Here is a 24,575-nt window from a genome sequence, read left to right as displayed (position 1 = left end):
TGATCGAGGCACTTGGAGGATTAGGTGAGGTTCCCGAGTGGCTAAAGGGAGCAGACTGTAAATCTGCCGGCATACGCCTTCGAAGGTTCGAATCCTTCCCTCACCATTGTTTTTTGTTAAGCGCGGGAGTAGCTCAGTTGGTAGAGCATCAGCCTTCCAAGCTGAGGGTCGCGAGTTCGAGACTCGTCTCCCGCTTGTTTTAGTTTTCAAGGCCCACATAGCTCAGTTGGTAGAGCATCTCCATGGTAAGGAGAAGGTCATCAGTTCGATTCTGATTGTGGGCTTGTCAAAAAACTGGAGTTATTTATGAGAATTATTATTCAGATGGAATGTATCGAGTGTAAAAATCGAAATTACTCGACTACCAAGAACAAGACCAGAACGCCTGACAGGCTCAATTTTAAAAAGTATTGCAAGTTTTGTCGAAAGCATACGGATCATAAAGAGACCAAATAGGGGAGTAGCTCAGCTTGGTAGAGCAGCGGTCTCCAAAACCGCGGGTCGCAGGTTCGATCCCTGTCTCCCCTGTGATCGAATTTTTTTTTTTGAGGTGTCAGTGACTGCACATAAAAAATATCTAGATTTATCCCTGCTGGTGTTGGCATTTTTGGTTTGGTTCCTCTTCGAGTTGTTGATTGGTTTCTTTTGGGATCTTTTTGCCTTGCCTGTGTTGGTAGATTGGCCCGTGGGCTATCCGCACATTATAGCGTTTGTGTTCGCGTTGGTTTTCTACGTGGGAATCAAAAGGCAAAAAAGTGTTGGCATTTTTGGCCTAGAAGTTATTTCGGAGTTGAGCAAGGTAACTTGGCCAACTCAGAAAGAGACACTTGTTTCAACGGGTGTCATTATAGTGATGTTGGCAATCGCCTCCATTCTTTTATTTTTGATGGATACCGTTTGGGGTACTTTAACCCGAAGTTTCCTGGAGTTTTAATTTGAGACTGATTGTAGAAATTTTTTTAGGCACCGAGTAAGCGACGAAGCATAAAGAAATTTATTCAATCAGTTAGGATATTATGGCACTCAACTGGTACGTGGTTCATACTTATTCAGGTTTCGAGCAAAAAGCTAAGCTAGCTTTGCAGGAGAGGATTAAATCTCTCCGCAAAGAAGAGTTCTTTGGCGAAGTGTTGGTGCCTTCGGAAAATGTAGTCGAGATGAAAAAAGGGGTGCGTAAAACCACTACTCGAAAATTTTTTCCTGGTTATATCCTGGTCCAAATGGATCTCAACGATGACACCTGGCACATTGTGAAGGGAACTCCAAAAATTACAGGTTTTGTGGGAGGCACGATTCATCCGCCGATTGTCCCCGAAGATGAGGTCCTGCGCATTACCCGACAAATCGATGAAGGGACCTTAAGGCCTAAGCCAAAAGTGTCCTTTGAAAAAGGGGAGTCGGTGAGGGTGATGGATGGTCCTTTTGCAACCTTCAATGGAGTGGTAGAGGAAGTGAATCCTGAAAAAGGGAAGTTGAAAGTTTTGGTATCAATCTTTGGTCGAGCGACGCCTATCGAGCTTGACTTCATTCAAGTGGAGAAAAATTAATGGCTAAGAAAGTTGTCACCCAAATCAAGCTTCAATGTCCTGCCGGACAAGCCAATCCAGCCCCTCCAGTGGGTCCTGCCCTGGGTCAGCACGGCGTCAATATTATGGAGTTTTGCAAACAGTTCAATGCGGCCACCCAAAAGCAAGCCGGTTTGATTATTCCCTGTGTTGTGACTGTTTATGCGGATCGCTCTATTTCCATTGTCTATAAAACTCCCCCTGCCTCCATTTTGTTGGTGAAGGCTGCAAAGGCTGCCAAAGGGTCGGGTGTTCCCAACAAAGATAAAGTGGGTAAGGTGACCCGTACGCAAGTGGAGGAGATCGCAAAAATTAAATTTCCCGATATGAATGCCAAAGACATAGAGGGTGCGATTCGCTCCGTGATGGGAACCGCTCGAAGTATGGGCATTGATGTTATCCAATAGAGAGGTTTTTATGAGTGGTAAAAAATATAAAGAAGCTTTGAAAAATGTAGAATTAGAAAAAAAGTATTCACTGGGCGAGGCCTGTACTATTTTGTCGGGTTTTAAAACGGCAAAATTTGATGAGACGGTCGATGTGGCTATCCGCTTAGGGGTAGATCCCAAGCATTCTGATCAAGTGGTGCGAGGCGCTGTTTCCCTTCCTCATGGTTTAGGCAAGACCGTGCGTATTCTGGTTTTTGCCAAAGGGGAAAAAGAAAAAGAAGCCAAGGCCGCTGGGGCGGATTATGTGGGTTCGGACGACCTCATTGAAAAAATTCAAGGTGGCTGGATGGAGTTTGATAAGATTATTGCCACTCCCGACATGATGGGCCAGGTGAGTAAGATTGGTAAAGTGTTGGGCCCTCGAGGTTTGATGCCTAATCCCAAGGTAGGAACCGTTACTTTTGACTTGGCAAAGGCCATTCAAGAGAACAAGGCCGGCAAAGTAGAATTTAGAACGGATAAAGCAGGAATTGTACATGCCCCCGTGGGAAAACTCTCTTTCGGTGCTGAAAAACTTAAAGTCAACACCCAGGCCTTGTTGGATAACGTGATTAAACTTAAGCCTGCGACGGCCAAGGGGACTTATCTCAGATCTATTTCTGTTTCATCGACGATGAGCCCTGGAGTAAAGGTAGAACCCGGTTCTATTCATGAGTAATTTTAAGATGTAATTTCCCAAGTCAAAGACAATAGGGATCCCGAGTGTCGGGAATTAAAAATCCTATCGAGACGGGACAAAGTGAGTCGCCCTCCTAATGCGATTTTGAGTCGTGTTAGTTTTGACTGTGTTTCACTGTAAGGAGGATGCGTATTTGTGAAAAGACAAGAAAAAGAAAATGAAGTTGGCTCTTTGGTGGAAAGATTCAAGTCCGCAGAATTTGCAGTGCTTGCAGATTATCGCGGAATGAACGCTGCCCAAATGACCCATTTGAGACGGGCAGTCCGCGAAGGCAAGGGGCAGATGAAGGTGGTCAAAAATACCTTGGCGCGTCTTGCGGTTCAAGACACCGAGTTGAAGTTGTTGCAAGATCACTTTGTGGGAACTATTGCAGCCATTACAGCTCACACAGACCCTGTTTCTCCTGCAAAAGCCCTGGTCAAATTTGCCAAAGAGGTTGAACAGTTCAAACTCAAAATTGGTTTTCTTTCGGGTAAATTGCTGAATGTAGCCGAAATTGAAAACTTGTCCAAATTGCCCAGTAAAGAACAATTACTGGCCTCGATGTTGGGGTCCATGCAAGCTCCAGCTACCAATTTGGTGGGGGTGCTTGCAGCAATTCCACGTAAGCTTGTGTGTGCTTTGGCTGCTATTCGAGATAAAAAAGAATCGTAAAAATTAACTGTTAAAAATTAAATTCCTTTAGGAGGATAATCCCATGGCTATTGTTTCCCAAGAAGATATTGTTGAAACCCTTGAACATATGACCTTGCTTCAGGTGGCGGATTTAGTAAAAAAATTGGAAGTAAAATTTGGTGTCTCCGCGGCAGCTCCTGTGGCCGTTGCAGCGGCTCCTGGTGGACCTGCGGCTGTTGCAGAAGAGCAAACCGAATTCACGGTGGTACTTGCCGCTGCCGGTGATAACAAAATCAATGTCATTAAAGAAATTCGCGTCATTACCGGCTTGGGTCTGAAGGAAGCCAAAGACCTTGTAGAAGGTGCCCCAAAGACCGTAAAAGAAGGTGTCAATAAAGACGATGCCAAAAAGATCAAGGAACAGCTCGAAAAAGTAGGCGCTAAAGTTGAAGTGAAGTAGTTGAGCCGGGTTGTTATTTGTTTTAGGGGTGGGTTTTTTAACTCACCCCTATTGTCTTTAAGTATTGCATTAAATTTTCTGGAAGAGGTCCTCTAATGTCTACCCTGACACACACTCAGCGTTTAAGACGAAATTTCTCCCGAATTAAAAACGTCATTGATATTCCAAATCTTATTGAACTGCAGAAGCAATCTTACGAAAAGTTTTTACAAATTGGGGTTTCTCCTGAAGAGCGAGAAGATTCGGGTTTGCAGACGGCATTCAAGAGCGTTTTTCCAATTCGTGATTTTAACAACACTTCCTCTTTAGAGTTTGTGAGTTTTCACTTTGAAAATCCTTCCTACGAAGTGGGGGAGTGTCGCGAACGTGGAATGACCTATGCAGCTCCTCTTAAAGTAGTGGTGCGTTTGGTGGTATGGGATGTGGATGAAGACACGGGCGCCCGCTCTATTCGGGATGTCAAAGAGCAAGAAGTTTATTTTGGTGAGATTCCGCTTATGACCGATACCGGCACCTTTATTATTAATGGGACCGAGCGTGTGGTGGTGTCTCAGTTGCATCGTTCTCCTGGTATTTTTTTTGAGCATGACAAAGGGAAGACCCATGCCTCTGGAAAAATATTATTTTCGGCTCGCGTAATTCCTTATCGTGGTTCCTGGTTGGATTTTGAATTTGATCCCAAAGATATTCTCTATGTGCGCATCGATCGCCGCCGAAAAATGCCTGCAACAGTCCTGATCAAGTCCTTGGGATTAAGTGAAGAAGAAATTTTAAATTTCTTCTATAAAACGGAAGGGATTCGTTTCGAAGGAAAAAACCTTTTTAAGACCGTCGTGCCCGAGCTGCTTTCTTTTCAGAGGGCTCCCCGGGAAATTCGGCATCCCAAGACCGATGAAATCCTTGTCCGGAAAGGGCAAAAATATACCAAGCAGGCCTTGGAACGTTTGGGAAATGCCAAAATTAAAGAAATTCCTGTTTCTCTTGATGAAATTATAGGGCGCCCGGTAGCCCGCGACGTGATTGATCCTGCAACGGGTGAAATTATTCTGGCTTGCAATGAAGTCCTCACCGACAAAAAGTTTGAAGAAATAAAAGGCTGCAAGATTGAAGGATTGGAGCTGTTGTACATCGATAACCTGAATATCGGTCCTTACATTCGGAATACCTTGGCAGTGGATAAAGTGAAAAATGTGGAAGAGGCCATTGCCGATATTTACAAGCGTCTTCGTCCAGGAGATCCCTCTACTCCTGAAACTGCCAGGAACTTTTTTGAGAATTTATTTTTTAATCCTGAACGCTACGACCTGTCTAAAGTGGGTCGTTTGAAAATCAATCACAAGTTTTCTTTCGATGTGCCTCTGGAAGTGACGACTCTTCGTCGCGAGGATATTTTGGAAACCGTCCGTTACCTGGTGAATTTAAAAGATGGTTTTGGTCAGGTAGATGATATCGATCACTTGGGCAACCGACGTGTTCGAGCGGTAGGGGAGTTGTTGGAAAACCAGTTCCGGGTGGGTTTGCTTCGTATGGAGCGCGCCATCAAAGAGCGCATGAGTTTGCAGGAAATTGAAACCCTCATGCCCCACGATCTCATCAATCCCAAACCGGTTTCTGCGGTGGTGAAAGAGTTTTTTGGTTCTTCCCAGCTTTCCCAGTTTATGGATCAAACCAATCCCCTGTCGGAAGTGACCCACAAGCGTCGTCTTTCTGCTCTGGGGCCAGGCGGGCTAACACGCGAACGAGCAGGCTTTGAAGTCCGCGACGTTCATGCCACCCACTATGGACGTATCTGTCCCATTGAAACCCCTGAAGGTCCAAATATTGGTTTGATCGCCTCTTTGTCTACTTACGCAAGGGTCAATCCTTATGGATTTATTGAAACGCCTTATCGCAAGGTAAAAGAGGGACGTGTCAGTGAAGAGGTCGTTTATCTTTCTGCCTTGGAAGAAGAAGGTTTCTACATTGCGCAGGCCAATGCCTTGCTGGATGCCAAAGGAGTTTTCCAGAGTGATCTGGTCTCTTGCCGAAAAAATGGCGAATTTGTGAATGCACAACCTCGTGATGTTAATTTCATGGATGTTTCTCCCAATCAGCTGGTTTCTATTGCGGCTTCTCTGGTTCCTTTTCTGGAGCACGACGATGCGAACCGAGCCTTGATGGGTGCCAACATGCAGCGTCAGGCCGTTCCACTGCTTCGTACCTTTTCTCCTCTTGTCGGAACTGGCATTGAAGGAAAAGTGGCTCAAGATTCTGGAGTGACTGTGATCGCAAAACGGGATGGGGTCATTCAAACCGTTGAGGCTTCTCGTATAGTCGTAAAAGCAGATCGCACTTCTTCCAAAGAAGTGGGCTCCGAAGTGGATATTTATAATCTTATCAAGTTCAAAAGATCCAACCAGAATACCTGCATCAACCAGAAGCCTATTTTAAAAGTGGGAGATAAAGTAAAGGCGCGTCAGGTGATCGCAGACGGATTTGCCACCGAAGAGGGCGAGCTCGCTTTGGGTCAAAACGTTGTCGTCGCCTTTATGCCTTGGGGGGGCTACAACTTTGAAGATTCTATTTTGATTTCTGAAAAATTATTGGCGGACGACATCTTCACCTCCATTCATATTGAAGAATTTGAATGTGTGGCGCGTGACACCAAGTTGGGCAAAGAAGAAATTACTCGCGATATTCCCAATGTGGGCGAAGAAGCCCTGAAAGATCTGGATGAGTCGGGCATTATTCGGATTGGTGCCGAGGTAAAACCGGGCGATATTTTGGTGGGTAAGATTACTCCCAAAGGTGAAACTCAGCTTTCCCCCGAAGAAAAACTGCTTCGTGCCATTTTCGGTGAAAAAGCAGGAGATGTAAAAGATACCTCGTTGCGTGTTCCTCCGGGCGTGGCAGGCACCGTCATCGATGCCCAGGTCTTTTCTCGGGAAGGGGCCGAACTGGATGAGCGTGCCAAAGATATTCAAGACAAAGACACTACCAAATTGCATAAAGACCTTCAGGATGAAATTCAAATTATCCAGGAATCGGCCATCAAGAAGTTGAAGCCCTTGTTGGTAGGGAAAGTGGCCACCAGTAAAGTGGTGGATGAAAAACTGGAAAAGGTTTACTTGGCGAAGGGTAAAAATATTACGGAGGCCGTTCTCCTGAGTATTCCCATGGACAAATGGTCTGAGATCACGGTCTCAGGCGGAGAAGATCTGGAAAATGAGATCCAGGAAATAATCGATGCCACCGAAGAGCAAATTGATTTTGTGAAAATGGTTTATGATCAAAAAATCAATAAGCTCAAAAAAGGCGATGACCTTCCTCCCGGTGTCATCAAGATGATCAAGGTGTATGTCGCCATCAAACGTAAGATTTCTGTGGGTGATAAAATGGCCGGTCGACATGGGAACAAAGGAGTTATCTCCCGAATTGTTCCGCTCGAAGACATGCCTTACACCGAAGATGGAATTCCTGTCGACTTGGTACTCAATCCTTTGGGAGTTCCTTCGCGAATGAATATTGGGCAGGTTTTAGAGGTGCATCTGGGTTGGGCGGCGCTCAATTTGGGGCATAAGATCCAACGAATGATTGATCAGAAATACGACAGGGAGAGTATGAAGTCTTTTCTGAAAAAAATCTACTCTTCCAAAGAGGTAGATGTCTATCTAGATTCTCTTTCGGATGCTGAGCTGAGAGTGCTTGCGGGAAAACTGGGAAAAGGTGGTGTGCACACGGCATCTCCTGTCTTTGACGGTGCCAAAGAAGAAGAGCTCAAAAATATGCTGCATCTGGCCGACATGCCTACTTCGGGTCAGATGGTCCTTTTTGATGGCCGTACGGGAGAGGCCTTCGAGCAAACCGTTACCGTGGGGGTGATGTACATTTTAAAACTCCATCATTTGGTGGATGATAAAATCCATGCTCGAAGCATTGGCCCTTATTCGTTGGTGACTCAGCAGCCTCTAGGCGGTAAGGCTCAATTCGGGGGTCAGCGTCTGGGAGAAATGGAAGTCTGGGCCCTCGAGGCTTATGGGGCTGCCTATTCCTTGCAAGAGTTCCTTACAGTGAAATCCGATGACGTCATTGGTCGTACGCGCATGTACGAATCTATTGTCAAGGGCGTGCATACGTTGGATCCAGGATTACCGGAATCGTTCAATGTTCTGATCAAAGAACTTCAAAGTTTAGCTCTTAATGCTGAACTTTTAGAGAATAATTAAGTTACGCTTTGTCATTTTTATTTTAAATGTGAAGGGTCTGGAAATTAAATAGTCTTTTAGTTTCCAGACGCTCTCACTATTTGAAGGAGTGAAGTCCCTTGGATATTCAAGCCTTTTTCGAAAAACCTAAAAATCCTCTTTGCTACACAGGGATAAAAATTTCTCTTTCTTCACCTGAAAAGATTCGCTCCTGGTCTCATGGGGAAGTCAAGAAACCGGAAACCATCAACTACCGTACGTTCAAGCCCGAACGAGATGGTCTTTTTTGCGCAAAGATTTTCGGTCCAGTGAAAGATTATGAATGCAATTGCGGCAAATACAAACGCATGAAGCATCGGGGAATTGTTTGTGAAAAATGTGGGGTGGAGGTCATTCAATCCAAAGTGCGTCGCGAAAGGATGGGGCATATCAATTTGGCGACCCCGGTGGCGCATATCTGGTTTTTGAAGAGTTTGCCTTCCCGTATTGGAACCGTGTTGGATTTGACCCTCAAAGATTTAGAGAAAGTTCTCTATTGTGAATCTCACATTGTGCTAGATCCAGGCACCACCAAGTTGACCGAAGCAGAAGTTCTTTCGGAAGACCGCTATCAAAAGGCCCTGGAAGATTTTGGTCCAGGTCAATTCGTGGCGAAGATGGGTGGGGAAGCTATTTTAGAGCTGCTTAAGAAATTAGATCTTGTGGAGCTTTCTAAGAAATTGCGAAAAGATATTGAAAAGACCTCTTCGGAGACCGTCAAAAAGAAACTCTCCAAACGCTTAAAAGTAATTGAGGCTTTGAAAGAATCCGGCAACAGGCCCGAGTGGATGATGATGGAAGTTGTTCCCGTGATCCCTCCCGATTTGCGTCCTTTGGTTCCTCTCGAAGGGGGGCGTTTTGCGACCAGTGATCTGAACGATTTGTACCGCCGCGTCATCAACCGAAATAATCGGTTAAAACGGCTCATGGAATTGTCTGCCCCTGAAATTATTATTCGTAACGAAAAACGCATGTTGCAGGAAGCGGTCGATGCCTTGTTTGACAATGGTCGCCGTGGCAAGGTGTTTACGGGTCCTAATCGACGCCCTCTTCGTTCTCTTTCCGATATGATCAAAGGGAAGCAAGGCCGTTTCCGTCAGAACTTGCTCGGTAAACGTGTCGATTATTCCGGTCGTTCCGTCATCGTCGTGGGGCCTGAATTAAAATTACATCAATGTGGTCTGCCTAAAATCATGGCGTTAGAATTGTTTCGGCCTTTTATCTATGGAAAACTGGAGCAGAAGGGCTATGTTTCTACCATCAAGAGTGCGAAGAAGATGGTTGAGAAACAGAAGCCAGAAGTTTGGGATGTGCTCGAAGAAGTGATTAAAGAACATCCTGTCTTGTTGAACCGTGCACCCACTCTGCATCGCCTTGGAATTCAGGCCTTTGAACCCATACTCATTGAGGGTAAGGCCATTCAATTGCATCCTCTGGTCTGTGCAGCTTTCAATGCCGACTTCGACGGGGATCAAATGGCTGTCCACGTTCCACTTTCTTTGGAATCCCAAATTGAAGCTCGGGTGCTCATGATGAGTACCAACAACATCCTTTCTCCCGCAAATGGCAAGCCCATCATTGTTCCCACCCAGGATATGGTTCTGGGCCTCTACTATCTTACACGTGAAAAAGTGTTTGCAAAAGGGGAAGGAAAAATCTTTTCGGGTCCCTCAGAAGTCCGTATTGCGTATGATAGCGGGGAGATTGAATTGCACGCCCATATTAAAGTACGCATGAATGCTACTTTGGTTGAAACGACTGTGGGTCGCGTTTTGCTGAGTGAGATTGTTCCTTCCGGCATTTCCTTTCAAAAAATCAATAAAGTCATGGACAAAAAAGCCATCGCCGAGTTGGTAGATCTGACCTATCGCCAATGCGGAGATAAAGAAACTGTCCTGCTGGCCGATCGTCTCAAGTCCATGGGATTCTCATTCGCCTGTAAGGCCGGAATTTCTATTTGTATCGATGATATGCTCATCCCTTCGGGTAAGGAAAAACACATTGGATCAGCCAATAAAGAAGTGAAGGAAGTGGAAGATCAATATCTGGAAGGGCTCATCACTCAAGGGGAACGTTATAATAAAATTGTCGATATCTGGGCCAGAACTACCGAATACATTGCTAATGAAATGGTGAAAGAACTCAGCGTCGAAGAGGTGAGCGACGATAAGGGAAACAAGAAAATTGTTCCTTCTTTCAACTCCGTTTACATCATGGCCGACTCGGGTGCCCGCGGATCCGCTCAGCAGATGCGTCAGCTGGCCGGTATGCGCGGTTTGATGGCCAAACCTTCTGGTGAAATTATTGAAACTCCCATCACCGCAAATTTCCGCGAAGGTCTCACCGTGCTTCAATATTTTATTTCTACTCACGGAGCCCGCAAAGGACTGGCCGACACGGCCTTAAAAACAGCCAACTCCGGGTATCTCACTCGCCGCTTGGTGGATGTGGCCCAGGACATGGTGGTGTTCGAGAGAGATTGTGAATCGATGGACGGTATTGTCATGACGCCTCTGGTTGAAGGGGGTGAAGTGATTGAACCCGTCGGAGATCGTATTTTGGGTCGAGTGGCTCTGGAAGAAATTCGGGATCCTTTTACCAATAAAGTCCTCCTTAAGTCTGGAGAAGAAATTGACGAAGAGAAAGTTAATTTAATTGAGGAAGCAGGGGTAGAAAAAGTAAAGATCCGTTCCCCTCTTACCTGTCAATCGCCTCGCGGCGTTTGTATCAAATGTTACGGTCGTGATCTTGCCCGAGGGCAATCGGTTAATTTAGGGGAATCGGTGGGAGTTATCGCAGCCCAATCCATCGGTGAACCCGGAACCCAGCTCACCATGCGTACCTTTCACATTGGGGGAACCGCTTCCAGACGAGCGGAGCAATCTGCCTTAGACAATCGCAATGAAGGTAAAGTAGTCTTCATCAACGTGGTAACGGTTCAGAATAAGGAAAAAAGTCTGACCGTAATGAACCGCCATGGGGAACTTGCTATTGTGGATGATTCGGGTCGAGAACGTGAACGCTATAGTTTGATTTATGGAGCAAAACTATTTGTAAAAGAAGGACAAAAAGTGGCGGCAGGGACTCTGCTTGCCGAATGGGATCCTTACACGATTCCTATCCTGACGGAAGTGAATGGGATTGTAAAATATGGAGACCTCTTAGAAGGGGCAACCATCCAAGAAATGGTGGATGAAGTGACTGGTTTGTCGCGTAAGGTGGTTATTGAGTCCAAATCCAAAGGGAATTTACGCCCTCGTGTTTCCATTAAGGATGAGAAGGGAAACACCCGTCGATTACCCAATTCAAATACTGAGGCGCGATATCTGCTTCCTATTGGTGCCAACATCGTTGTGGCAGAAGGGGAGCAGGTCCAAGCGGGAGATGTCATTACAAAAATCCCTCGTGAAACGACCAAAACCAAGGATATCACCGGGGGTCTTCCTCGTGTGGCCGAATTGTTCGAAGCCCGCAAACCCAAAGAATCCGCCATTATCAGCGAAATTGATGGGGTAGTTAGCTTCGGTAAAGATACCAAAGGAAAACGCAAGATCCTCATTACCCCTGAAGTGGGTGAATCTAAAGAATATCTCGTCGCAAAAGGTAGGCATGTCGCTGTGCGAGAAGGGGATGGGGTAAAGGCCGGCGAGCCTTTGATGGATGGCTCTGCAAATCCTCATGATATTTTGAAAGTGCTGGGTGAAAAGGCCCTGGCTAAATACTTGGTCGATGAAATTCAGGAAGTATACCGCTTGCAGGGGGTTAAAATTAACGACAAACACATTGAAGTGATCGTTCGCCAGATGCTGCGGCGTATTCGCATAAAACATCCTGGGGACACAGGGTTCTTGATTGATGAACAGGTGGAAAAAAGCATTTTTGAAAAGGAAAATGAGGCGATGAAAAAGAAGGGGCATAAGCCGGCAATAGGCGAGCCCTTGCTCTTGGGAATCACTAAGGCCTCCTTGTCTACAGAGAGCTTTATTTCTGCGGCATCCTTCCAGGAGACCACTCGTGTACTTACCGAGGCAGCCATTATTGGAAAGATAGATACTCTCAAAGGACTCAAAGAAAACGTCATTATGGGGCGTTTGATCCCTTCGGGTACGGGTTTAAAGAAGTATCGTGAAATGCGTCTTAAGGTGAATGATGTGGTCGAGCAAGATGACGAAGAAACGAAATTAGTCAGTCTGAGCGCATAATTTTTTATTAGGTGAGTCAATTCAATTGACATAAAAAAAAGCATTTGCTATCTAACGCCCTCGTTTTTTCTTTCACCAGGTTTTATCTTTTAACCTGTTGGAATTTCAAGTGAATTTAGTAAAAATTTAGAGCGTTTTCATAAAGGGAAAGTACGGCTATGCCAACGATTAATCAACTTGTTCGAAGCGGTCGTCAACAAGCAGAGTGGAAAACAAAATCTCCCGCGCTTCAGTCTTGTCCTCAAAAAAGAGGGGTTTGTGTTCGTGTTTATACCAGTACTCCCAAAAAACCCAACTCTGCACTGCGAAAAGTCGCTCGTGTTCGCCTTACGAATAATACGGAAGTGAGTAGTTATATTCCAGGAGAAGGTCATAATCTTCAGGAGCATTCTGTAGTGCTGATTCGCGGAGGTCGTGTGAAAGATCTCCCGGGGGTTCGTTATCATACAATTCGTGGGGCCTTGGATACTCAGGGTGTGGCGAAACGTAAGCAAAGTCGTTCTAAATACGGTGCAAAAAAAGCCAAATAATTTTTAAGTCAAATATTTTTTGAGGTTGTCATGTCGAGAAAAGGTCCTGCAACAAAACGTAAAGTCATTCCAGATCCTAAGTTTCACGATAAATTGGTTTCGAAACTTGTGACCAAGCTGATGGAAAAAGGGAAAAAGAGTTTGGCGGAGCAAGTGGTCTATGGTGCTTTTGACATTCTTCAGGAAAAAGCAAACGATGAACCTTTGAAGGTTTTTAAGCAGGCCCTGGATAATTTGAAGCCGGTTTTGGAGGTTCGTTCTCGGCGTGTGGGGGGGGCAACTTATCAGGTTCCGATGGAGGTTCGTCCCGATCGCCGTGTTTCTTTAGGGCTGCGTTGGTTGGTGGCTTATTCCCGTAGTCGTGGAGAAAAAACCATGAGAGAGCGTTTAGCGATGGAGATTTTGGATGCTCTCAATAACCGTGGGGCTTCCATTAAGAAAAAGGAAGATGTTCATAAAATGGCTGAATCGAATAGGGCCTTTGCGCATTATCGTTGGTAAATAAAATATGTCTCGCTTAGACAAGATACGCAATATTGGCATTATGGCCCATATTGATGCAGGGAAGACGACTACCACAGAGCGTATCTTATACTATACGGGGGTTTCCCATAAGATGGGTGAGGTTCATGAGGGTACTGCGATCATGGACTGGATGCTTCAGGAGCAGGAAAGAGGGATTACGATTACCTCTGCTGCGACAAGTTGTTGTTGGAGAGATTGTGGTATAAACATTATTGATACACCGGGTCATGTTGATTTTACGATAGAAGTAGAGCGTTCTTTGAGAATATTGGATGGTGCGATTGGGGTGTTTTGCTCTGTAGGAGGGGTTGAGCCCCAATCTGAAACGGTGTGGCGGCAAGCAAATAAATATCATGTTCCGCGGATTGCTTTTGTGAACAAGATGGATCGGATTGGCGCAGATTTTTTCCGGGTGGTGACGATGATGGTGGAGCGTCTTGGGGCTAATCCAGTGTGCTTTCAAATCCCTTGGGGTTCTGAAGATTCATTTAAGGGAGTTGTGGATTTGGTTAGAATGAAGGCCTTGGAATTTGAAGAAGAGACCTTGGGAGAACGCTTTGCGGTGGTAGATATCCCCGGTGAGCTTAAGGCTGTTTCTCTGAAATACCGTGAGAAATTATTGGAGTCCTTATCTGAGCACGATGATCACCTGATGGATCTATATTTGAGTGGTGCCGAAATCCAGAACGATTTGATTTTGGAAGTGGCGAGGCGGGCAGCTTTATCTCTGAAGATTACGCCGGTTTTGTGCGGGGCTTCCTTCAAGAATAAAGGAATTCAGCAGCTTTTGGATGCGGTGGTTGATTTCTTGCCTTCCCCTTTGGATGTTCCTCCTGTGAAAGGGGTTTTATCTAGAGATTCTGAAGAGCTGGAAACAAGGTTGGCCGATCCTGATGCCCCTTTCTCTGCGCTGGCATTTAAAATCATGTCAGATTCTTTTGTGGGGACCTTGACTTATTTTAGGGTTTATTCTGGTAAAGTAAGTTCGGGGTCGCATGTGTACAATTCTACAAAGGGAAGAAAAGAAAGAATTGGTCGCCTGCTTCGAATGCATGCGAATAAGCGGGAAGATCTTGCTGAGGCGGTAGTGGGGGACATTGTGGCGGCGGTGGGTTTGAAATTTACGACCACAGGCGATACCTTGTGCGAAGAAGCAAATCCAATCTTGTTAGAAAAAATAGAATTTCCAGAACCTGTTATTTCTATCACGATAGAGCCTAAGACCAAAGCAGACCAGGAAAAGTTGGCCGTTTCGCTTCAGCGGCTTTCGATGGAAGACCCTTCTTTTCGGGTAAGAATAGACGAAGAGACAGGGCAAACCCTGATCTCTGGTATGGGTGAACTCCATTTGGAGATTATTGTAGATAGGCTTCTGCGTGAATTTAAGGTGGGGGCAAATATTGGGAAGCCTCAAGTTGCCTATAGAGAGACGATTCAAAAAAAGGTTGAAGTGGAAGGAAAATATATTCGCGAGACGGGTGGAAGAAACCATTATGGTCATGTTTGTTTGAGGGTTGAACCCCTTGAAAGAGGAAAAGGTTTTCAGTTTGTCGATGAGTTGGTGCCGGGTTTGATCCCCAGTCAGTATTTGCCGGCTATAAAAAAGGGGGTAGAAGAATCACTGGATAATGGGGTGCTTGTTAGTTATCCAGTGGTTGACGTGAAGGTGACTCTCTTCAACGCCTCGTTTCATGAGGTGGATTCCTCTGAGATGGCCTTTAAAATAGCAGCGTCCATAGGTTTTAAAGAGGCTTGTAAGCTTGCTGGTCCGCTTCTCCTAGAGCCCATAATGAACGTGGAGGTTGTTTTACCGGAAAATTTTTTTGGAGCAGTAGCGGGGGATTTGAGTTCGCGACGAGGTAGGATTTTAAAAACAGAGATGAGAGCGATGTATCAAGTAATTGATGCTCAATTGCCCTTGGCAAATATGTTTGGTTATGCAACAGACCTAAGGTCTCAAACTCAAGGTAGAGCTACATTTAGTATGCAGTTTGATCATTACGATGTGGTGCCCGCGGCTATTTCCGAGGAAATAGTGGGGCGATTGACGGGTAGGTTTTATTAATTTAGCTGTGGGATGTTTATTATAAAAAGGCTTATTAAAAAGATAAGAGGAGGAATTTAGTATGGCAAAAGAAAAATATGAACGAAAAAAAACGCATGTAAACGTTGGAACAATTGGTCATGTCGATCATGGTAAAACCACGACGACTGCCGCATTAACCAAAGTTGCTAGCACTCTAGGTTATTCAAAGTATGTCCCTTATGACGAGGTGGCCAAAGCCTCCGAATCTCAGGGGCGTCGTGATCCTACCAAAATTCTTACTATTGCCACTTCCCACGTTGAGTATGAAACCAAAGAGAGACATTACGCCCATGTGGATTGTCCTGGACATGCAGATTATGTCAAAAACATGATCACGGGTGCGGCTCAAATGGATGGCGCAATTCTGGTTGTTTCCGCTGTGGATGGGCCTATGCCCCAGACGCGTGAGCACATTCTTTTGGCGCGTCAGGTGGGTGTTCCCTACATCGTTGTCTTTATCAATAAAGTAGATCTGGTCGACGACAATGAGTTGGTAGATCTGGTTGAACTTGAGGTTCGCGAATTACTCACCCAATATAAATTTCCTGGAAACGATATTCCTATTATTCGTGGAAGTGCTACCAAGGCCTTGGCGGGAGACACAGGAGAGTTGGGTGTCCCTGCTTTCCAGAAACTGTTTGATGCTTTGGATTCCTATATCCCTGTTCCTGAAAGACCTATCGATAAGCCTTTCATTATGCCCATTGAAGACGTGTTTAGTATTTCGGGTCGTGGAACCGTAGTGACGGGTCGTATTGAAAGGGGCCTTATAAAAGTAGGTGAGGAAATTGAAATTGTCGGTTTTGGTCCAACCCAGAAAACCGTTGTGACTGGGGTTGAAATGTTCCGAAAGTTGCTGGATGAGGGTCGTGCAGGCGATAACGTTGGGTTACTTCTTCGCGGTACAAAGAAAGAAGAAGTGGAGCGAGGAATGGTTTGTGCCAAGCCGGGTTCTATTACTCCTCACACCAAGGTTAAGGCTGAAATTTATATCTTAAACAAAGATGAGGGGGGTCGTCACACTCCTTTCTTTAATGGATACCGTCCTCAATTTTATTTCCGTACCACGGACGTCACTGGTGTAGTGAAGCTTCCTCAAGGCGTAGAAATGGTAATGCCTGGAGATAACTTGGCGGTTGAAGTGGAATTGATCACACCTATCGCGATGGAAAAGGAATTGCGATTTGCGATCCGCGAGGGTGGTCGAACGGTGGGTGCGGGCGTTATTACAGAAATTATTGCGTAGTTTTTGCAGAGAGTCGGCTTTCTGGTGCCAGTTTTAGAATTTGCTTCTGACAACTGACAACTGACAGCTGACAACTGTTGTTCAATTATGGTTCAAGAATATCAAGGTCAAAAAATTCGTATTCGCTTAAAGGCGTTTGATCACCGTCTGCTAGATCAATCTGCCGGAGAGATTTTTGAAACGGCAAAAAGAACAGGAGCACGCATTGCGGGTCCTATCCCCCTGCCGACGAAAATTGAGCGCTATACGGTCTTGCGTTCTCCCCACGGAGATAAGAAATCACGAGAGCAGTTTGAGATCAGAACACACAAGAGACTTTTGGATATTCTGGATCCTACCCAGCAGACAGTAGATGCCCTGATGAGGCTCGATTTGTCCGCAGGTGTTGAGGTTGAAATTAAAATGGTTTGATATAAATTCCCCCTCTTAAGCTAAGAGGGGTCAGGGGGCGTTATGGCAATTGGATGCAAATTGATCATAACTCCTCCCATCCTCCTCTTAGCTTAAGAGGAGGAGTGAATGAAGGAATTGATTGTATGGCTGGAATTCTGGCAAAAAAAATTGGTTGTACCCAAATTTTCACCAAAGACGGTCGTTCTATCCCTGTCACCGTTTTACAAGCGGGGCCCTGCGTGGTGATTCAAAAGAAAACTCAGCAAAAAGAAGGGTACAGCGCCGTTCAATTGGGTTTTGACGAGGTGGAGTTTAGAAAGCTAAATAAGGCCTTAAAGGGGCATTTTCAAAAGAAAGAGCAAAAGGCCTATCGTCTGCTCAAGGAATTCCGTGTTGAAAAGGAAGATTCTTTCAATGTGGGGGATGTGATTTCCTCAAGGCGATTCAAGACGGGTGATTTTTTGGATGTGACCGGTGTTTCTAAAGGTAAGGGTTTTCAGGGGGTCATCAAAAGACACCATAAGGCGGGTGGACCTAAGACACACGGCTCTGGTTTTCACCGTACCACGGGTTCCATTGGTCAGCGTACTTATCCTGGAAAAGTCTTCAAGAACATGAAACTTCCTGGGCATATGGGTGATAGACAGGTCACAATTAAAAACCTTGAGCTTATGGAAATTCGGCCTGAAGAAAATTTGTTATTTGTTCAGGGGTCGGTGCCGGGGGCGAATGAAGGATACGTCGTTATTCGTAATCAATGTAAAGATTTTGAACAAAGGAAGGAAGATGCGCAGGTTTAACGGCGCTCTTAGTGAACATGGCTATCGATGTATTGAATCAAGAAGGGAAGAAGCTTTCCCAGTTGGAGTTGCCTCAGCCTTTTCAAGGTAAAGTAAATAAGGCGCTTATTTGGGAATATGTGAAGATGCAGATGGCGACTCGCCGCTCGGGGACTGCTTCCACAAAAACACGATCGAATGTAAGAGGTTCTACTCGGAAAATTTATCGTCAAAAAGGGACAGGGAATGCCCGACATGGGGATATAAAAGCTCCTATTTTCGCAGGTGGAGGTCAGGCTTTTGGCCCTCTTCCTCGTGACTATTCTTATCGTATGCCTTCTTCTTCACGCCGACAGGCCTTGAAATCCGCCCTTGCTCTCAAAACGAAAGAGGGGCTTGTGAAGGTGGTAGATCAATTTTCTTTCGGAGAAATCAAAACCAAAAAGGCCTTGGAGTACTTTAAAAATTTGGGGCTAAACCAGGCCTTGCTTGTGGTGAATGAAAAAAATGAAAAGCTAGAGAAATCGGTTCGTAATTTAGCTCATTTTAAGGTGTTGAGGGCTGAAGGTTTGAATGTTTACGATATATTGCGCTACAACTATTTGGTTATTACCCAGGATGCTTTAAGCAAGATTGAAGGGAGATTAGTCTAATGAACCTCAGTCAAATTATTAAGCGTCCGCTTGTTACAGAGAAGAGTTCGGCTCAAAAAGAATTGATGAATCGCTATTCTTTTGAGGTCGATCCAAAGTCGAATAAATATCAGATTTGCGAAGCGTTGGAGTCTTTGTTTAAAGTGGATGTTCTTGATATTCACACGCTCAATGTTCGGGGTAAAACAAGGCGAGTCGGAAGAAATTTTGGTAGAAGGTCTAATTGGAAAAAGGCGATCGTTACTCTAAAACAGGGTCAGAAAATTGAATTTTTTGAAGGTGTATCCTAATGGCTATTAAAGAATATAATCCAGTAACTCCTGGTAGACGAGGGATGAGTGGGGCAGATTATTCGGGCTTAAGCAAGGTGAAGGCCTCTAAGGCTTTACTCGAAAGCCTCTCTAAAACCGGTGGCCGAAATAATATGGGTCATATCACCACTCGTCATATTGGTGGTGGGCATAAAAGAAAATATCGCTTGATTGATTTTAAGCGGGAGAAGATCGACATTCCGGCAAAGGTAGCGAGTTTGCAGTATGATCCAAATCGAAGTGCTCATATTGCTTTATTGAATTATTCAGATGGTGAGAAGAGTTATGTTTTAGCCGTCAATAATATTAGAGTGGGTTCTCAAATTGTGTCTTCCGAAAAAGCGGATATTCTGCCGGGCAATTCTCTTAAGATCAAAAACATCCCTGTAGGGACGAATATCTGTAATATCGAACTTAAAGTGGGTAAAGGCGGCCAAATGGCCCGTAGTGCGGGGACTTATGCACAGTTGATGGCTAAAGAGGGTGCTTATGCGATGGTGAAGCTTCCTTCGGGACAGGTGAGGAAGGTTCTTTTAGAATGCAGGGCGACTATTGGTGAAATCGGTAATGCGGAGCATGAAAATATAGCGGCGGGCAAGGCCGGTCGTACACGTTGGAAAGGTGTGCGTCCTACTGTAAGAGGTGTGGCGATGAACCCCGTGGATCATCCTCATGGTGGGGGTGAAGGTAAAAGTAAGGGAGGGAATCACCCTCAGAGTCCCTGGGGGCAACCTTCTAAGGGATTTAAAACTCGTAATAACAAACGAACTGACAAATTTATTGTGAAAGACCGTTGGGCAAAATTATAAGCAGGTTTAACTATGGCACGTTCATTAAAAAAAGGTCCTTTTGTAGATGATAGTTTAGCGAAGAAGGTCAATCGAATGGTGGAGGCGAATACCAAGAAGGTGGTAAAAACCTGGTCCAGACGTTCTACCATTGTTCCAGAATTTGTTGGTTTTACCTTTGCTGTGAGCAATGGGAAAAAATTTATTCCGGTTTTTGTAACTGAGAATATGGTGGGGCACAAGTTTGGTGAATTTTCCCCGACACGGACCTTTGTTCAGCATTCAGGAGATCGAAAAGTGAAGGCTGAAGGGGCAAAATAATTTTGGGTTTTCATTATGGCAAATCAAATTAAAGCAAAAATAAGTCATCTGAGGGTATCTCCACGGAAGGTTCGTTTGGTTTGCGATTTAGTTCGTGGAAAAAAAGTTCAGGAAGCAATAGACCTTTTGCGTTTTACCAAACGAGGCTGTTCCAGGGACTTGATGAAATTGATACAGTCTGCTCTCTCTAATGCAAACCACAAGGGAGGCGTGGATGTAGATAAATTGCACGTCAACACTCTTTATGTGGATCAGGGCCCTACTTTAAAAAGGTCACTTCCCCGGGCAAGAGGGTCAGCATCACCAATTCTTAAACGTACTAGTCATATTACTGTCGTTTTAGCGGAGAAATAAAAATGGGACAGAAAGTTCATCCTTACGGATTTCGTGTCGGTATAAGCAAGCCTTGGTTGTCCAAATGGTATAGCCAAAAAAACTACGCGGACCTGGTTCACGAAGATATTAAGTTTAGGAAGATTATTAAGGAAAAGCTTTACACTACTGGTGTTGCGAAGATTGAGATTGAAAGGGCCGCAAGCAAGGTAAAAATTATTATTCATACGGCCAGACCTGGTCTCGTTATCGGGAAAAAAGGGGCTGGAATTGATGCGCTCCGTGCTGATTTGCAAAAATTGACCAAGAATGAAGTTTTTTTGGACATCCAGGAAGTTCGCAAAGTGGAGCTGGATGCTCAATTGGTGTCTGAAAATGTCTCATTACAATTGGAACGACGTGTTGCTTTTCGACGCGCTATGAAAAGAGTGGTCCAATCTGCACTAAAGATGGGTGCGGCTGGTATTAAAGTTCAGGTGGGGGGACGCTTGGGTGGCTCTGAAATTGCTCGCGTAGAATGGTATCGAGAGGGGCGTGTGCCCCTGCATACCTTAAGGGCAGACATCGATTTCGGTTTTGCTGAAGCTCATACCACTTACGGGATTATCGGCGTAAAGGTTTGGATTTTTAAAGGTGAAATTTTTAGTAAAGATAAGGTTGCCGCTTAGGGAGATTTGAATATGTTAATGCCCGCTCGTGTTAAATATAGAAAGCAACAAAAGGGGAAGATGAGAGGTAAGGCTTATCGCGGTTGTAATTTAAGCTTTGGTGACTTTGCTTTACAATCTGTGGAATGTGGAAGGATTACCAGTCGTCAGATTGAAGCTGCCCGTATTGCAATTGCTCGTTTTGTTAAAAGGGGTGGAAAGATTTGGATTCGGATTTTCCCCGACAAACCTGTTACCAAGAAACCTGCAGAAACCCGCATGGGTAAGGGAAAAGGGAATCCTGAAGAGTGGGTGGCCGTCATAAAGCCTGGAAGAATCCTTTATGAGATGGAAGGGGTGACGACTGAGATGGCTAAAGAGGCCCTGACGCTTGCAGCTCATAAATTACCCTTAAAAACCAAATTTGTGGCAAGGGAGAACTACCGTGACGCCTGATGAATTGAGAAATAAATCTGAAAGTGATCTTAAAATATGGGTGGGAGAATCGAAAGAAGAGCTTTTTAAGTTGAAGCTCCAGCATTCGACGGGGCAATTGGAAAAAACCCACCGTTTATCGGAGCTTAAAAAAAATGTTGCGAGAGCAATGACCGTTTTGCGCTCTAAACAATAATGAAGGTGTGGGTAATGGAAAAGAAGAAAGAAAACAAGAAAATCAGAGTGGGTGTAGTGGTTTCAGACAAAATGGATAAGACTCGTGTGGTAGCAGTCGATCGAGTTGTGTTACATCCCGTTTTTAAGAAATACTACAAGAGAACCAAAAATTACAAAATTCACGATCCGCAAAATACTTCTAAAACTGGGGATCAGGTTGAGATTATTGAGAGTCGTCCTTTGTCGAAAACAAAGCGATGGAGATTGAAGGGTGTTCTTAGAAAGGCAGCGGCATAATTATGATCCAGATGTTATCTGTCTTAAATTCAGCAGACAATACCGGTGCAAAGAAATTGATGTGCATCAAGGTTCTGGGTGGTTCGCGTCGTCGATACGCCAGCGTGGGTGATATCATCGTGGTTTCTGTAAAAGAGGCCTTGCCCGAAGGTAAGGTGAAAAAAGGGGATGTGAAAAAAGGTGTGATCGTTCGCACAAAAAAAGAAATTAGGCGCACAGATGGTTCTTATATTTCCTTCGATGAAAATTCCATTGTCTTGGTAGACGCAAACGGAGAGCCATTGGGGACTCGTATTTTTGGTCCCGTGGCACGAGAGCTGAGAGCTAGGAAATTTATGAAGATTATCTCACTTGCTCCGGAGGTCTTATAAAATGCTGGCTGAAAAAACCAATATCCGAAGAAATGACCAGGTTTCCGTTTTGACTGGAAAAGAAAAGGGTAAAACCGGTAAGGTTTTAAAGGTTCTTGTGAGTCAGCAACGGGCGGTAGTGGAAAAATTGAATGTGGTTAAAGTTCATAAAAAACCCAATGCAGCAAATCGCCAGGGGGGGATTGTCCAAAAGGAATTGGGTATTCATTTAACCAATCTACTTTTGGTTTGCCCCAAGTGTAATAGAGGTGTGCGTGTGGGGAGTAAAATTGTGGATGGTAAAAAACAAAGAGTTTGTAAAAAGTGCAGTGGGGTTATTCCCTCAATTAATTAGTTTGGATCTCATTATGTCTACAAGTGTTTTTGAAGAATATTATAAAAAGCAGGTAGTGCCACAGTTGATGAAGGATTTGGGATACAAGAATGTCATGCAGATCCCAAAGCTACTGAAGATTGTAGTGAACACCTCGATTTCCGAAGCGACACAAAATGCAAAGGTTTTAGATTCTGCTGCCGCGGAAATTGCCCAAATAACGGGACAGAAACCCGTTATTACCCGTGCCAAGAAATCAATCGCCGCCTTTAAATTGCGTGAGGGGCAAGCCATAGGGGCTTGTGTCACTTTGAGAAAAAAGAAGATGTTTGAGTTTTTTAATCGTCTCGTCAATGTGGCACTTCCTCGTGTGCGCGATTTCAAGGGCGTGTCTGCAAAGTCTTTTGATGGACGCGGAAATTATACGATGGGCATTACCGAGCAAATCATATTTGCGGAAATTAACTATGATCGAGTTGAAAAAATTCGAGGCTTGAATATTACCTTTTGTACGAATGCAAAAACGGATGATGAGGCCCGTGCTTTGCTCAGGGCTTTAGGAATGCCTTTTCGTAATTAGAACTTTCTGATTGGGCGATCTGCTTCGTTTTGCATCTCATCCCAATCAGAAAGTTCCTGAAAAAGAAAGTAAGAGTTATGGCTAAGACGTCTTTAATGGTGAAAGCAAAACGTAGTCCCAAGTTTTCTGTTCGGGGATATAATCGTTGTCCGCTGTGTGGAAGGCCTCGCGCTTTTCTTAGAAAGTTCAAAATGTGTCGTTTGTGTTTCAGGTTGCTGGCTAGACGAGGAGAAATCCCTGGAGTGATGAAAGCCAGCTGGTAATAAGGGAGTTTATTTTATGATGACAGATCCAGTAGCGGATATGCTAACCCGAATTCGAAATGCGGTAGGTTCAAAACATGAGCGGGTTGAATTGCCTCATTCACTCTTTAAATTGGGTGTTCTGAAAGTTCTAGAAGAAGAGGGGTATGTGAGGTCCGTGAGTGTTATTTCAGAGGCGAATAAATCTCGTATTGTCGTGACGTTGAAATATGGGTCTCAAAAAGAACCGATGATATCTTTTCTGAAGAGGGTGTCTAAGCCTGGGAGAAGAGTTTATGCCCATTGCGATGCTTTAAAGCCGGTTTTGGGAGGCTTAGGCCTCTCCATTATTTCTACCTCAAAGGGTGTAATGAGCGATAAAAAAGCGAAGGAATCTAAATTAGGTGGCGAAATTGTTTGCACAATTTGGTGATTATTATGTCAAGAATCGGAAAACAACCTATAGTTCTACCCGCGAAAGTTAAGGTGCAGGTCAACCAAGGAGATGTTTGGGTTGAAGGGCCTTTGGGAAAGTTATCTTTGCATTTGCCCACGGAAGTTCAATTGGACATTTCTGAAAAAGAAATTTTGGTGAAGCGTGCCAATGATGGCCGTGTAGCGCGAGCCAATCATGGCCTAACACGGGCTATTATTCAGGGCTTGGTGAAAGGGGTCTCCGAGGGTTTTAAAAAAGAACTGGATATCAGTGGGGTGGGTTACAGGGCTGAAATTAAAGGTTCGGATCTTTCTTTAACCTTAGGTTTTTCCCATATTGTTAATTATCCAATTCCTCAGGGGATTAAAATTATTGTTGAAAAGCAAACCCACATTACTATCACAGGGGCCGATAAAAGATTAGTGGGACAGGTTGCTTCAGAAGTAAGAGGGGTAAAGCCCCCCGAACCTTACAAGGGCAAGGGAGTTCGTTACTCGGATGAAACTGTAAGACGTAAGGCCGGTAAATCTGCAGCGGGTGGTTCAAAAGGGAAATAGCATATGTCACTTCAAAAGCTTAAATCACGATTAAAGAGAAAACAGCGTATTCGAAAGAAGGTGTTGGGCTCCACCGAAAGGCCTCGGCTTTCGGTGTTCCGCAGTCTGAACCATATCTATGCGCAAATTATTGATGATGCCAAGCAACAAACCTTGGTGTCCTTCTCTTCCGCTTCCAAGGCTTTTGGAACTAGTGGGGGAAATGTAAGTGCTGCAAAAAAAGTGGGAGAGTTCCTGGCGAACTTGGCTTTGGAAAAAGGAATTAAAAAAGTTGTGTTTGATCGTAACGGATACATTTACCATGGCCGCGTTAAAGCCTTGGCTGACGCAGCACGAGAAAAAGGACTCGAATTCTAATTGTC

Annotated in this window: 31 protein-coding genes and 4 tRNA genes; all 35 read left to right on the top strand. The window is 44.7% G+C overall.

Annotation, left to right across the window (positions count from 1 at the left end; genetic code table 11):
* Nucleotides 1-23: 23 nt before the first annotated feature.
* The 35 genes from HQM15_04625 (at nucleotide 24) to HQM15_04455 (ending at nucleotide 24,570) form a co-directional block, all read left to right on the top strand.
* Nucleotides 24-106: transfer RNA gene (locus HQM15_04625), tRNA-Tyr, on the top strand.
* Nucleotides 107-122: 16 nt separating this feature from the next.
* Nucleotides 123-195: transfer RNA gene (locus HQM15_04620), tRNA-Gly, on the top strand.
* Nucleotides 196-211: 16 nt separating this feature from the next.
* Nucleotides 212-284 (top strand) — tRNA-Thr (locus HQM15_04615).
* Between the two features lie 22 nt (nucleotides 285-306).
* Nucleotides 307-456 carry a 50S ribosomal protein L33 gene (gene rpmG / locus HQM15_04610; GenBank protein ID MBF0492043.1) on the top strand — a complete coding sequence of 50 codons (150 nt, stop codon included), beginning with the start codon at nucleotides 307-309 and terminating at the stop codon, nucleotides 454-456.
* Nucleotides 455-528 (top strand) — tRNA-Trp (locus HQM15_04605). Before rpmG ends, HQM15_04605 begins: the two co-directional genes overlap by 2 nt.
* Before the next feature lie 28 nt (nucleotides 529-556).
* The gene (gene secE / locus HQM15_04600) at nucleotides 557-934 is read left to right on the top strand and encodes a preprotein translocase subunit SecE (protein ID MBF0492042.1); all 378 of its coding nucleotides are present in this window, start codon (nucleotides 557-559) and stop codon (nucleotides 932-934) included.
* Nucleotides 935-1,016: 82 nt separating this feature from the next.
* Nucleotides 1,017-1,547 (top strand): transcription termination/antitermination protein NusG, encoded by a 531-nt coding sequence (gene nusG / locus HQM15_04595; GenBank protein ID MBF0492041.1) that lies wholly within the window; start codon nucleotides 1,017-1,019, stop codon nucleotides 1,545-1,547.
* The gene (rplK, locus tag HQM15_04590; GenBank protein MBF0492040.1) at nucleotides 1,547-1,972 is read left to right on the top strand and encodes a 50S ribosomal protein L11; all 426 of its coding nucleotides are present in this window, start codon (nucleotides 1,547-1,549) and stop codon (nucleotides 1,970-1,972) included. The genes nusG and rplK overlap by 1 nt, the downstream gene beginning before the upstream one ends.
* Nucleotides 1,959-2,672 (top strand): 50S ribosomal protein L1, encoded by a 714-nt coding sequence (locus HQM15_04585; GenBank protein MBF0492039.1) that lies wholly within the window; start codon nucleotides 1,959-1,961, stop codon nucleotides 2,670-2,672. Before rplK ends, HQM15_04585 begins: the two co-directional genes overlap by 14 nt.
* 156 nt (nucleotides 2,673-2,828) lie before the next feature.
* Complete coding sequence (gene rplJ, locus HQM15_04580) at nucleotides 2,829-3,347, top strand: 50S ribosomal protein L10 (protein MBF0492038.1); 519 nt, start codon at nucleotides 2,829-2,831, stop codon at nucleotides 3,345-3,347.
* Between the two features lie 43 nt (nucleotides 3,348-3,390).
* Nucleotides 3,391-3,768, top strand: coding sequence for a 50S ribosomal protein L7/L12 (rplL, locus tag HQM15_04575; GenBank protein MBF0492037.1), 378 nt, complete (start codon nucleotides 3,391-3,393; stop codon nucleotides 3,766-3,768).
* A gap of 95 nt (nucleotides 3,769-3,863) precedes the next feature.
* A complete protein-coding gene (gene rpoB, locus HQM15_04570; GenBank protein ID MBF0492036.1) occupies nucleotides 3,864-7,973 on the top strand; it encodes a DNA-directed RNA polymerase subunit beta in 4,110 nt (1,369 codons plus the stop codon).
* Nucleotides 7,974-8,071: 98 nt separating this feature from the next.
* Nucleotides 8,072-12,193 (top strand): DNA-directed RNA polymerase subunit beta', encoded by a 4,122-nt coding sequence (gene rpoC / locus HQM15_04565; protein ID MBF0492035.1) that lies wholly within the window; start codon nucleotides 8,072-8,074, stop codon nucleotides 12,191-12,193.
* Between the two features lie 158 nt (nucleotides 12,194-12,351).
* Nucleotides 12,352-12,723, top strand: a complete 372-nt coding sequence (locus HQM15_04560) for a 30S ribosomal protein S12 (protein MBF0492034.1) — start codon at nucleotides 12,352-12,354, stop codon at nucleotides 12,721-12,723.
* A gap of 30 nt (nucleotides 12,724-12,753) precedes the next feature.
* Entirely contained in the window at nucleotides 12,754-13,224 is a 471-nt protein-coding gene (gene rpsG, locus HQM15_04555; protein ID MBF0492033.1) for a 30S ribosomal protein S7, read from the top strand.
* Between the two features lie 7 nt (nucleotides 13,225-13,231).
* Nucleotides 13,232-15,313, top strand: a complete 2,082-nt coding sequence (gene fusA / locus HQM15_04550; protein MBF0492032.1) for an elongation factor G — start codon at nucleotides 13,232-13,234, stop codon at nucleotides 15,311-15,313.
* Between the two features lie 61 nt (nucleotides 15,314-15,374).
* Complete coding sequence (tuf, locus tag HQM15_04545; protein MBF0492031.1) at nucleotides 15,375-16,580, top strand: elongation factor Tu; 1,206 nt, start codon at nucleotides 15,375-15,377, stop codon at nucleotides 16,578-16,580.
* 87 nt (nucleotides 16,581-16,667) lie between these two features.
* The gene (gene rpsJ / locus HQM15_04540) at nucleotides 16,668-16,991 is read left to right on the top strand and encodes a 30S ribosomal protein S10 (protein ID MBF0492030.1); all 324 of its coding nucleotides are present in this window, start codon (nucleotides 16,668-16,670) and stop codon (nucleotides 16,989-16,991) included.
* A gap of 125 nt (nucleotides 16,992-17,116) precedes the next feature.
* Nucleotides 17,117-17,773 (top strand): 50S ribosomal protein L3, encoded by a 657-nt coding sequence (gene rplC, locus HQM15_04535; GenBank protein ID MBF0492029.1) that lies wholly within the window; start codon nucleotides 17,117-17,119, stop codon nucleotides 17,771-17,773.
* A gap of 17 nt (nucleotides 17,774-17,790) precedes the next feature.
* Entirely contained in the window at nucleotides 17,791-18,405 is a 615-nt protein-coding gene (gene rplD / locus HQM15_04530) for a 50S ribosomal protein L4 (GenBank protein MBF0492028.1), read from the top strand.
* Nucleotides 18,405-18,695 (top strand): 50S ribosomal protein L23, encoded by a 291-nt coding sequence (locus HQM15_04525; GenBank protein ID MBF0492027.1) that lies wholly within the window; start codon nucleotides 18,405-18,407, stop codon nucleotides 18,693-18,695. The genes rplD and HQM15_04525 overlap by 1 nt, the downstream gene beginning before the upstream one ends.
* Entirely contained in the window at nucleotides 18,695-19,525 is an 831-nt protein-coding gene (gene rplB / locus HQM15_04520; GenBank protein MBF0492026.1) for a 50S ribosomal protein L2, read from the top strand. The genes HQM15_04525 and rplB overlap by 1 nt, the downstream gene beginning before the upstream one ends.
* Before the next feature lie 12 nt (nucleotides 19,526-19,537).
* Nucleotides 19,538-19,825, top strand: a complete 288-nt coding sequence (rpsS, locus tag HQM15_04515) for a 30S ribosomal protein S19 (GenBank protein MBF0492025.1) — start codon at nucleotides 19,538-19,540, stop codon at nucleotides 19,823-19,825.
* Nucleotides 19,826-19,840: 15 nt separating this feature from the next.
* Entirely contained in the window at nucleotides 19,841-20,179 is a 339-nt protein-coding gene (rplV, locus tag HQM15_04510) for a 50S ribosomal protein L22 (GenBank protein ID MBF0492024.1), read from the top strand.
* Nucleotides 20,180-20,181: 2 nt separating this feature from the next.
* Nucleotides 20,182-20,826: a 30S ribosomal protein S3 gene (gene rpsC, locus HQM15_04505; protein MBF0492023.1), complete on the top strand. Its 645-nt coding sequence runs from the start codon at nucleotides 20,182-20,184 to the stop codon at nucleotides 20,824-20,826.
* A gap of 12 nt (nucleotides 20,827-20,838) precedes the next feature.
* A complete protein-coding gene (gene rplP / locus HQM15_04500; GenBank protein ID MBF0492022.1) occupies nucleotides 20,839-21,261 on the top strand; it encodes a 50S ribosomal protein L16 in 423 nt (140 codons plus the stop codon).
* Nucleotides 21,251-21,436 carry a 50S ribosomal protein L29 gene (gene rpmC / locus HQM15_04495; protein MBF0492021.1) on the top strand — a complete coding sequence of 62 codons (186 nt, stop codon included), beginning with the start codon at nucleotides 21,251-21,253 and terminating at the stop codon, nucleotides 21,434-21,436. The genes rplP and rpmC overlap by 11 nt, the downstream gene beginning before the upstream one ends.
* 14 nt (nucleotides 21,437-21,450) lie before the next feature.
* Nucleotides 21,451-21,714: a 30S ribosomal protein S17 gene (rpsQ, locus tag HQM15_04490; GenBank protein ID MBF0492020.1), complete on the top strand. Its 264-nt coding sequence runs from the start codon at nucleotides 21,451-21,453 to the stop codon at nucleotides 21,712-21,714.
* 2 nt (nucleotides 21,715-21,716) lie between these two features.
* On the top strand, nucleotides 21,717-22,085 hold the full coding sequence (rplN, locus tag HQM15_04485) for a 50S ribosomal protein L14 (protein MBF0492019.1): 369 nt from the start codon (nucleotides 21,717-21,719) through the stop codon (nucleotides 22,083-22,085).
* A gap of 1 nt (nucleotide 22,086) precedes the next feature.
* Entirely contained in the window at nucleotides 22,087-22,419 is a 333-nt protein-coding gene (locus tag HQM15_04480) for a 50S ribosomal protein L24 (protein MBF0492018.1), read from the top strand.
* Nucleotides 22,420-22,432: 13 nt separating this feature from the next.
* Nucleotides 22,433-22,978 carry a 50S ribosomal protein L5 gene (rplE, locus tag HQM15_04475; protein MBF0492017.1) on the top strand — a complete coding sequence of 182 codons (546 nt, stop codon included), beginning with the start codon at nucleotides 22,433-22,435 and terminating at the stop codon, nucleotides 22,976-22,978.
* 77 nt (nucleotides 22,979-23,055) lie between these two features.
* On the top strand, nucleotides 23,056-23,241 hold the full coding sequence (locus HQM15_04470; protein MBF0492016.1) for a type Z 30S ribosomal protein S14: 186 nt from the start codon (nucleotides 23,056-23,058) through the stop codon (nucleotides 23,239-23,241).
* A gap of 16 nt (nucleotides 23,242-23,257) precedes the next feature.
* A complete protein-coding gene (gene rpsH / locus HQM15_04465; GenBank protein MBF0492015.1) occupies nucleotides 23,258-23,653 on the top strand; it encodes a 30S ribosomal protein S8 in 396 nt (131 codons plus the stop codon).
* Nucleotides 23,654-23,658: 5 nt separating this feature from the next.
* The gene (gene rplF, locus HQM15_04460; protein ID MBF0492014.1) at nucleotides 23,659-24,213 is read left to right on the top strand and encodes a 50S ribosomal protein L6; all 555 of its coding nucleotides are present in this window, start codon (nucleotides 23,659-23,661) and stop codon (nucleotides 24,211-24,213) included.
* 3 nt (nucleotides 24,214-24,216) lie between these two features.
* Complete coding sequence (locus HQM15_04455) at nucleotides 24,217-24,570, top strand: 50S ribosomal protein L18 (protein MBF0492013.1); 354 nt, start codon at nucleotides 24,217-24,219, stop codon at nucleotides 24,568-24,570.
* Nucleotides 24,571-24,575 lie beyond the last annotated feature (5 nt).

Source organism: Deltaproteobacteria bacterium (genome assembly GCA_015233135.1).
Lineage (GTDB): Bacteria > UBA10199 > UBA10199 > JADFYH01 > JADFYH01 > JADFYH01.
The sequence above is the reverse complement of the archived record's forward strand: the minus strand, read 5'-3'. Positions and strand labels throughout refer to the sequence as shown.

Bases quoted from the DNA above. Each gene is read 5' to 3' on its own strand.
- HQM15_04525 (MBF0492027.1), top strand. From the start codon at position 18,405: ATGAACCTCAGTCAAATTATTAAGCGTCCGCTTGTTACAGAGAAGAGT.
- rpsS (MBF0492025.1), top strand. From the start codon at position 19,538: ATGGCACGTTCATTAAAAAAAGGTCCTTTTGTAGATGATAGTTTAGCG.
- rpoB (MBF0492036.1), top strand. From the start codon at position 3,864: ATGTCTACCCTGACACACACTCAGCGTTTAAGACGAAATTTCTCCCGA.
- rpsG (MBF0492033.1), top strand. From the start codon at position 12,754: ATGTCGAGAAAAGGTCCTGCAACAAAACGTAAAGTCATTCCAGATCCT.
- rplF (MBF0492014.1), top strand. From the start codon at position 23,659: ATGTCAAGAATCGGAAAACAACCTATAGTTCTACCCGCGAAAGTTAAG.
- HQM15_04480 (MBF0492018.1), top strand. From the start codon at position 22,087: ATGCTGGCTGAAAAAACCAATATCCGAAGAAATGACCAGGTTTCCGTT.
- rpsQ (MBF0492020.1), top strand. From the start codon at position 21,451: ATGGAAAAGAAGAAAGAAAACAAGAAAATCAGAGTGGGTGTAGTGGTT.
- HQM15_04560 (MBF0492034.1), top strand. From the start codon at position 12,352: ATGCCAACGATTAATCAACTTGTTCGAAGCGGTCGTCAACAAGCAGAG.
- rplC (MBF0492029.1), top strand. From the start codon at position 17,117: ATGGCTGGAATTCTGGCAAAAAAAATTGGTTGTACCCAAATTTTCACC.
- nusG (MBF0492041.1), top strand. From the start codon at position 1,017: ATGGCACTCAACTGGTACGTGGTTCATACTTATTCAGGTTTCGAGCAA.
- HQM15_04585 (MBF0492039.1), top strand. From the start codon at position 1,959: ATGTTATCCAATAGAGAGGTTTTTATGAGTGGTAAAAAATATAAAGAA.
- HQM15_04470 (MBF0492016.1), top strand. From the start codon at position 23,056: ATGGCTAAGACGTCTTTAATGGTGAAAGCAAAACGTAGTCCCAAGTTT.
- rplP (MBF0492022.1), top strand. From the start codon at position 20,839: ATGTTAATGCCCGCTCGTGTTAAATATAGAAAGCAACAAAAGGGGAAG.
- rpsC (MBF0492023.1), top strand. From the start codon at position 20,182: ATGGGACAGAAAGTTCATCCTTACGGATTTCGTGTCGGTATAAGCAAG.
- fusA (MBF0492032.1), top strand. From the start codon at position 13,232: ATGTCTCGCTTAGACAAGATACGCAATATTGGCATTATGGCCCATATT.
- rpsJ (MBF0492030.1), top strand. From the start codon at position 16,668: ATGGTTCAAGAATATCAAGGTCAAAAAATTCGTATTCGCTTAAAGGCG.
- HQM15_04455 (MBF0492013.1), top strand. From the start codon at position 24,217: ATGTCACTTCAAAAGCTTAAATCACGATTAAAGAGAAAACAGCGTATT.
- rplK (MBF0492040.1), top strand. From the start codon at position 1,547: ATGGCTAAGAAAGTTGTCACCCAAATCAAGCTTCAATGTCCTGCCGGA.
- tuf (MBF0492031.1), top strand. From the start codon at position 15,375: ATGGCAAAAGAAAAATATGAACGAAAAAAAACGCATGTAAACGTTGGA.
- rplB (MBF0492026.1), top strand. From the start codon at position 18,695: ATGGCTATTAAAGAATATAATCCAGTAACTCCTGGTAGACGAGGGATG.
- rplV (MBF0492024.1), top strand. From the start codon at position 19,841: ATGGCAAATCAAATTAAAGCAAAAATAAGTCATCTGAGGGTATCTCCA.
- rplL (MBF0492037.1), top strand. From the start codon at position 3,391: ATGGCTATTGTTTCCCAAGAAGATATTGTTGAAACCCTTGAACATATG.
- rplE (MBF0492017.1), top strand. From the start codon at position 22,433: ATGTCTACAAGTGTTTTTGAAGAATATTATAAAAAGCAGGTAGTGCCA.
- rplN (MBF0492019.1), top strand. From the start codon at position 21,717: ATGATCCAGATGTTATCTGTCTTAAATTCAGCAGACAATACCGGTGCA.
- rplD (MBF0492028.1), top strand. From the start codon at position 17,791: ATGGCTATCGATGTATTGAATCAAGAAGGGAAGAAGCTTTCCCAGTTG.
- rpsH (MBF0492015.1), top strand. From the start codon at position 23,258: ATGATGACAGATCCAGTAGCGGATATGCTAACCCGAATTCGAAATGCG.
- rpmG (MBF0492043.1), top strand. From the start codon at position 307: ATGAGAATTATTATTCAGATGGAATGTATCGAGTGTAAAAATCGAAAT.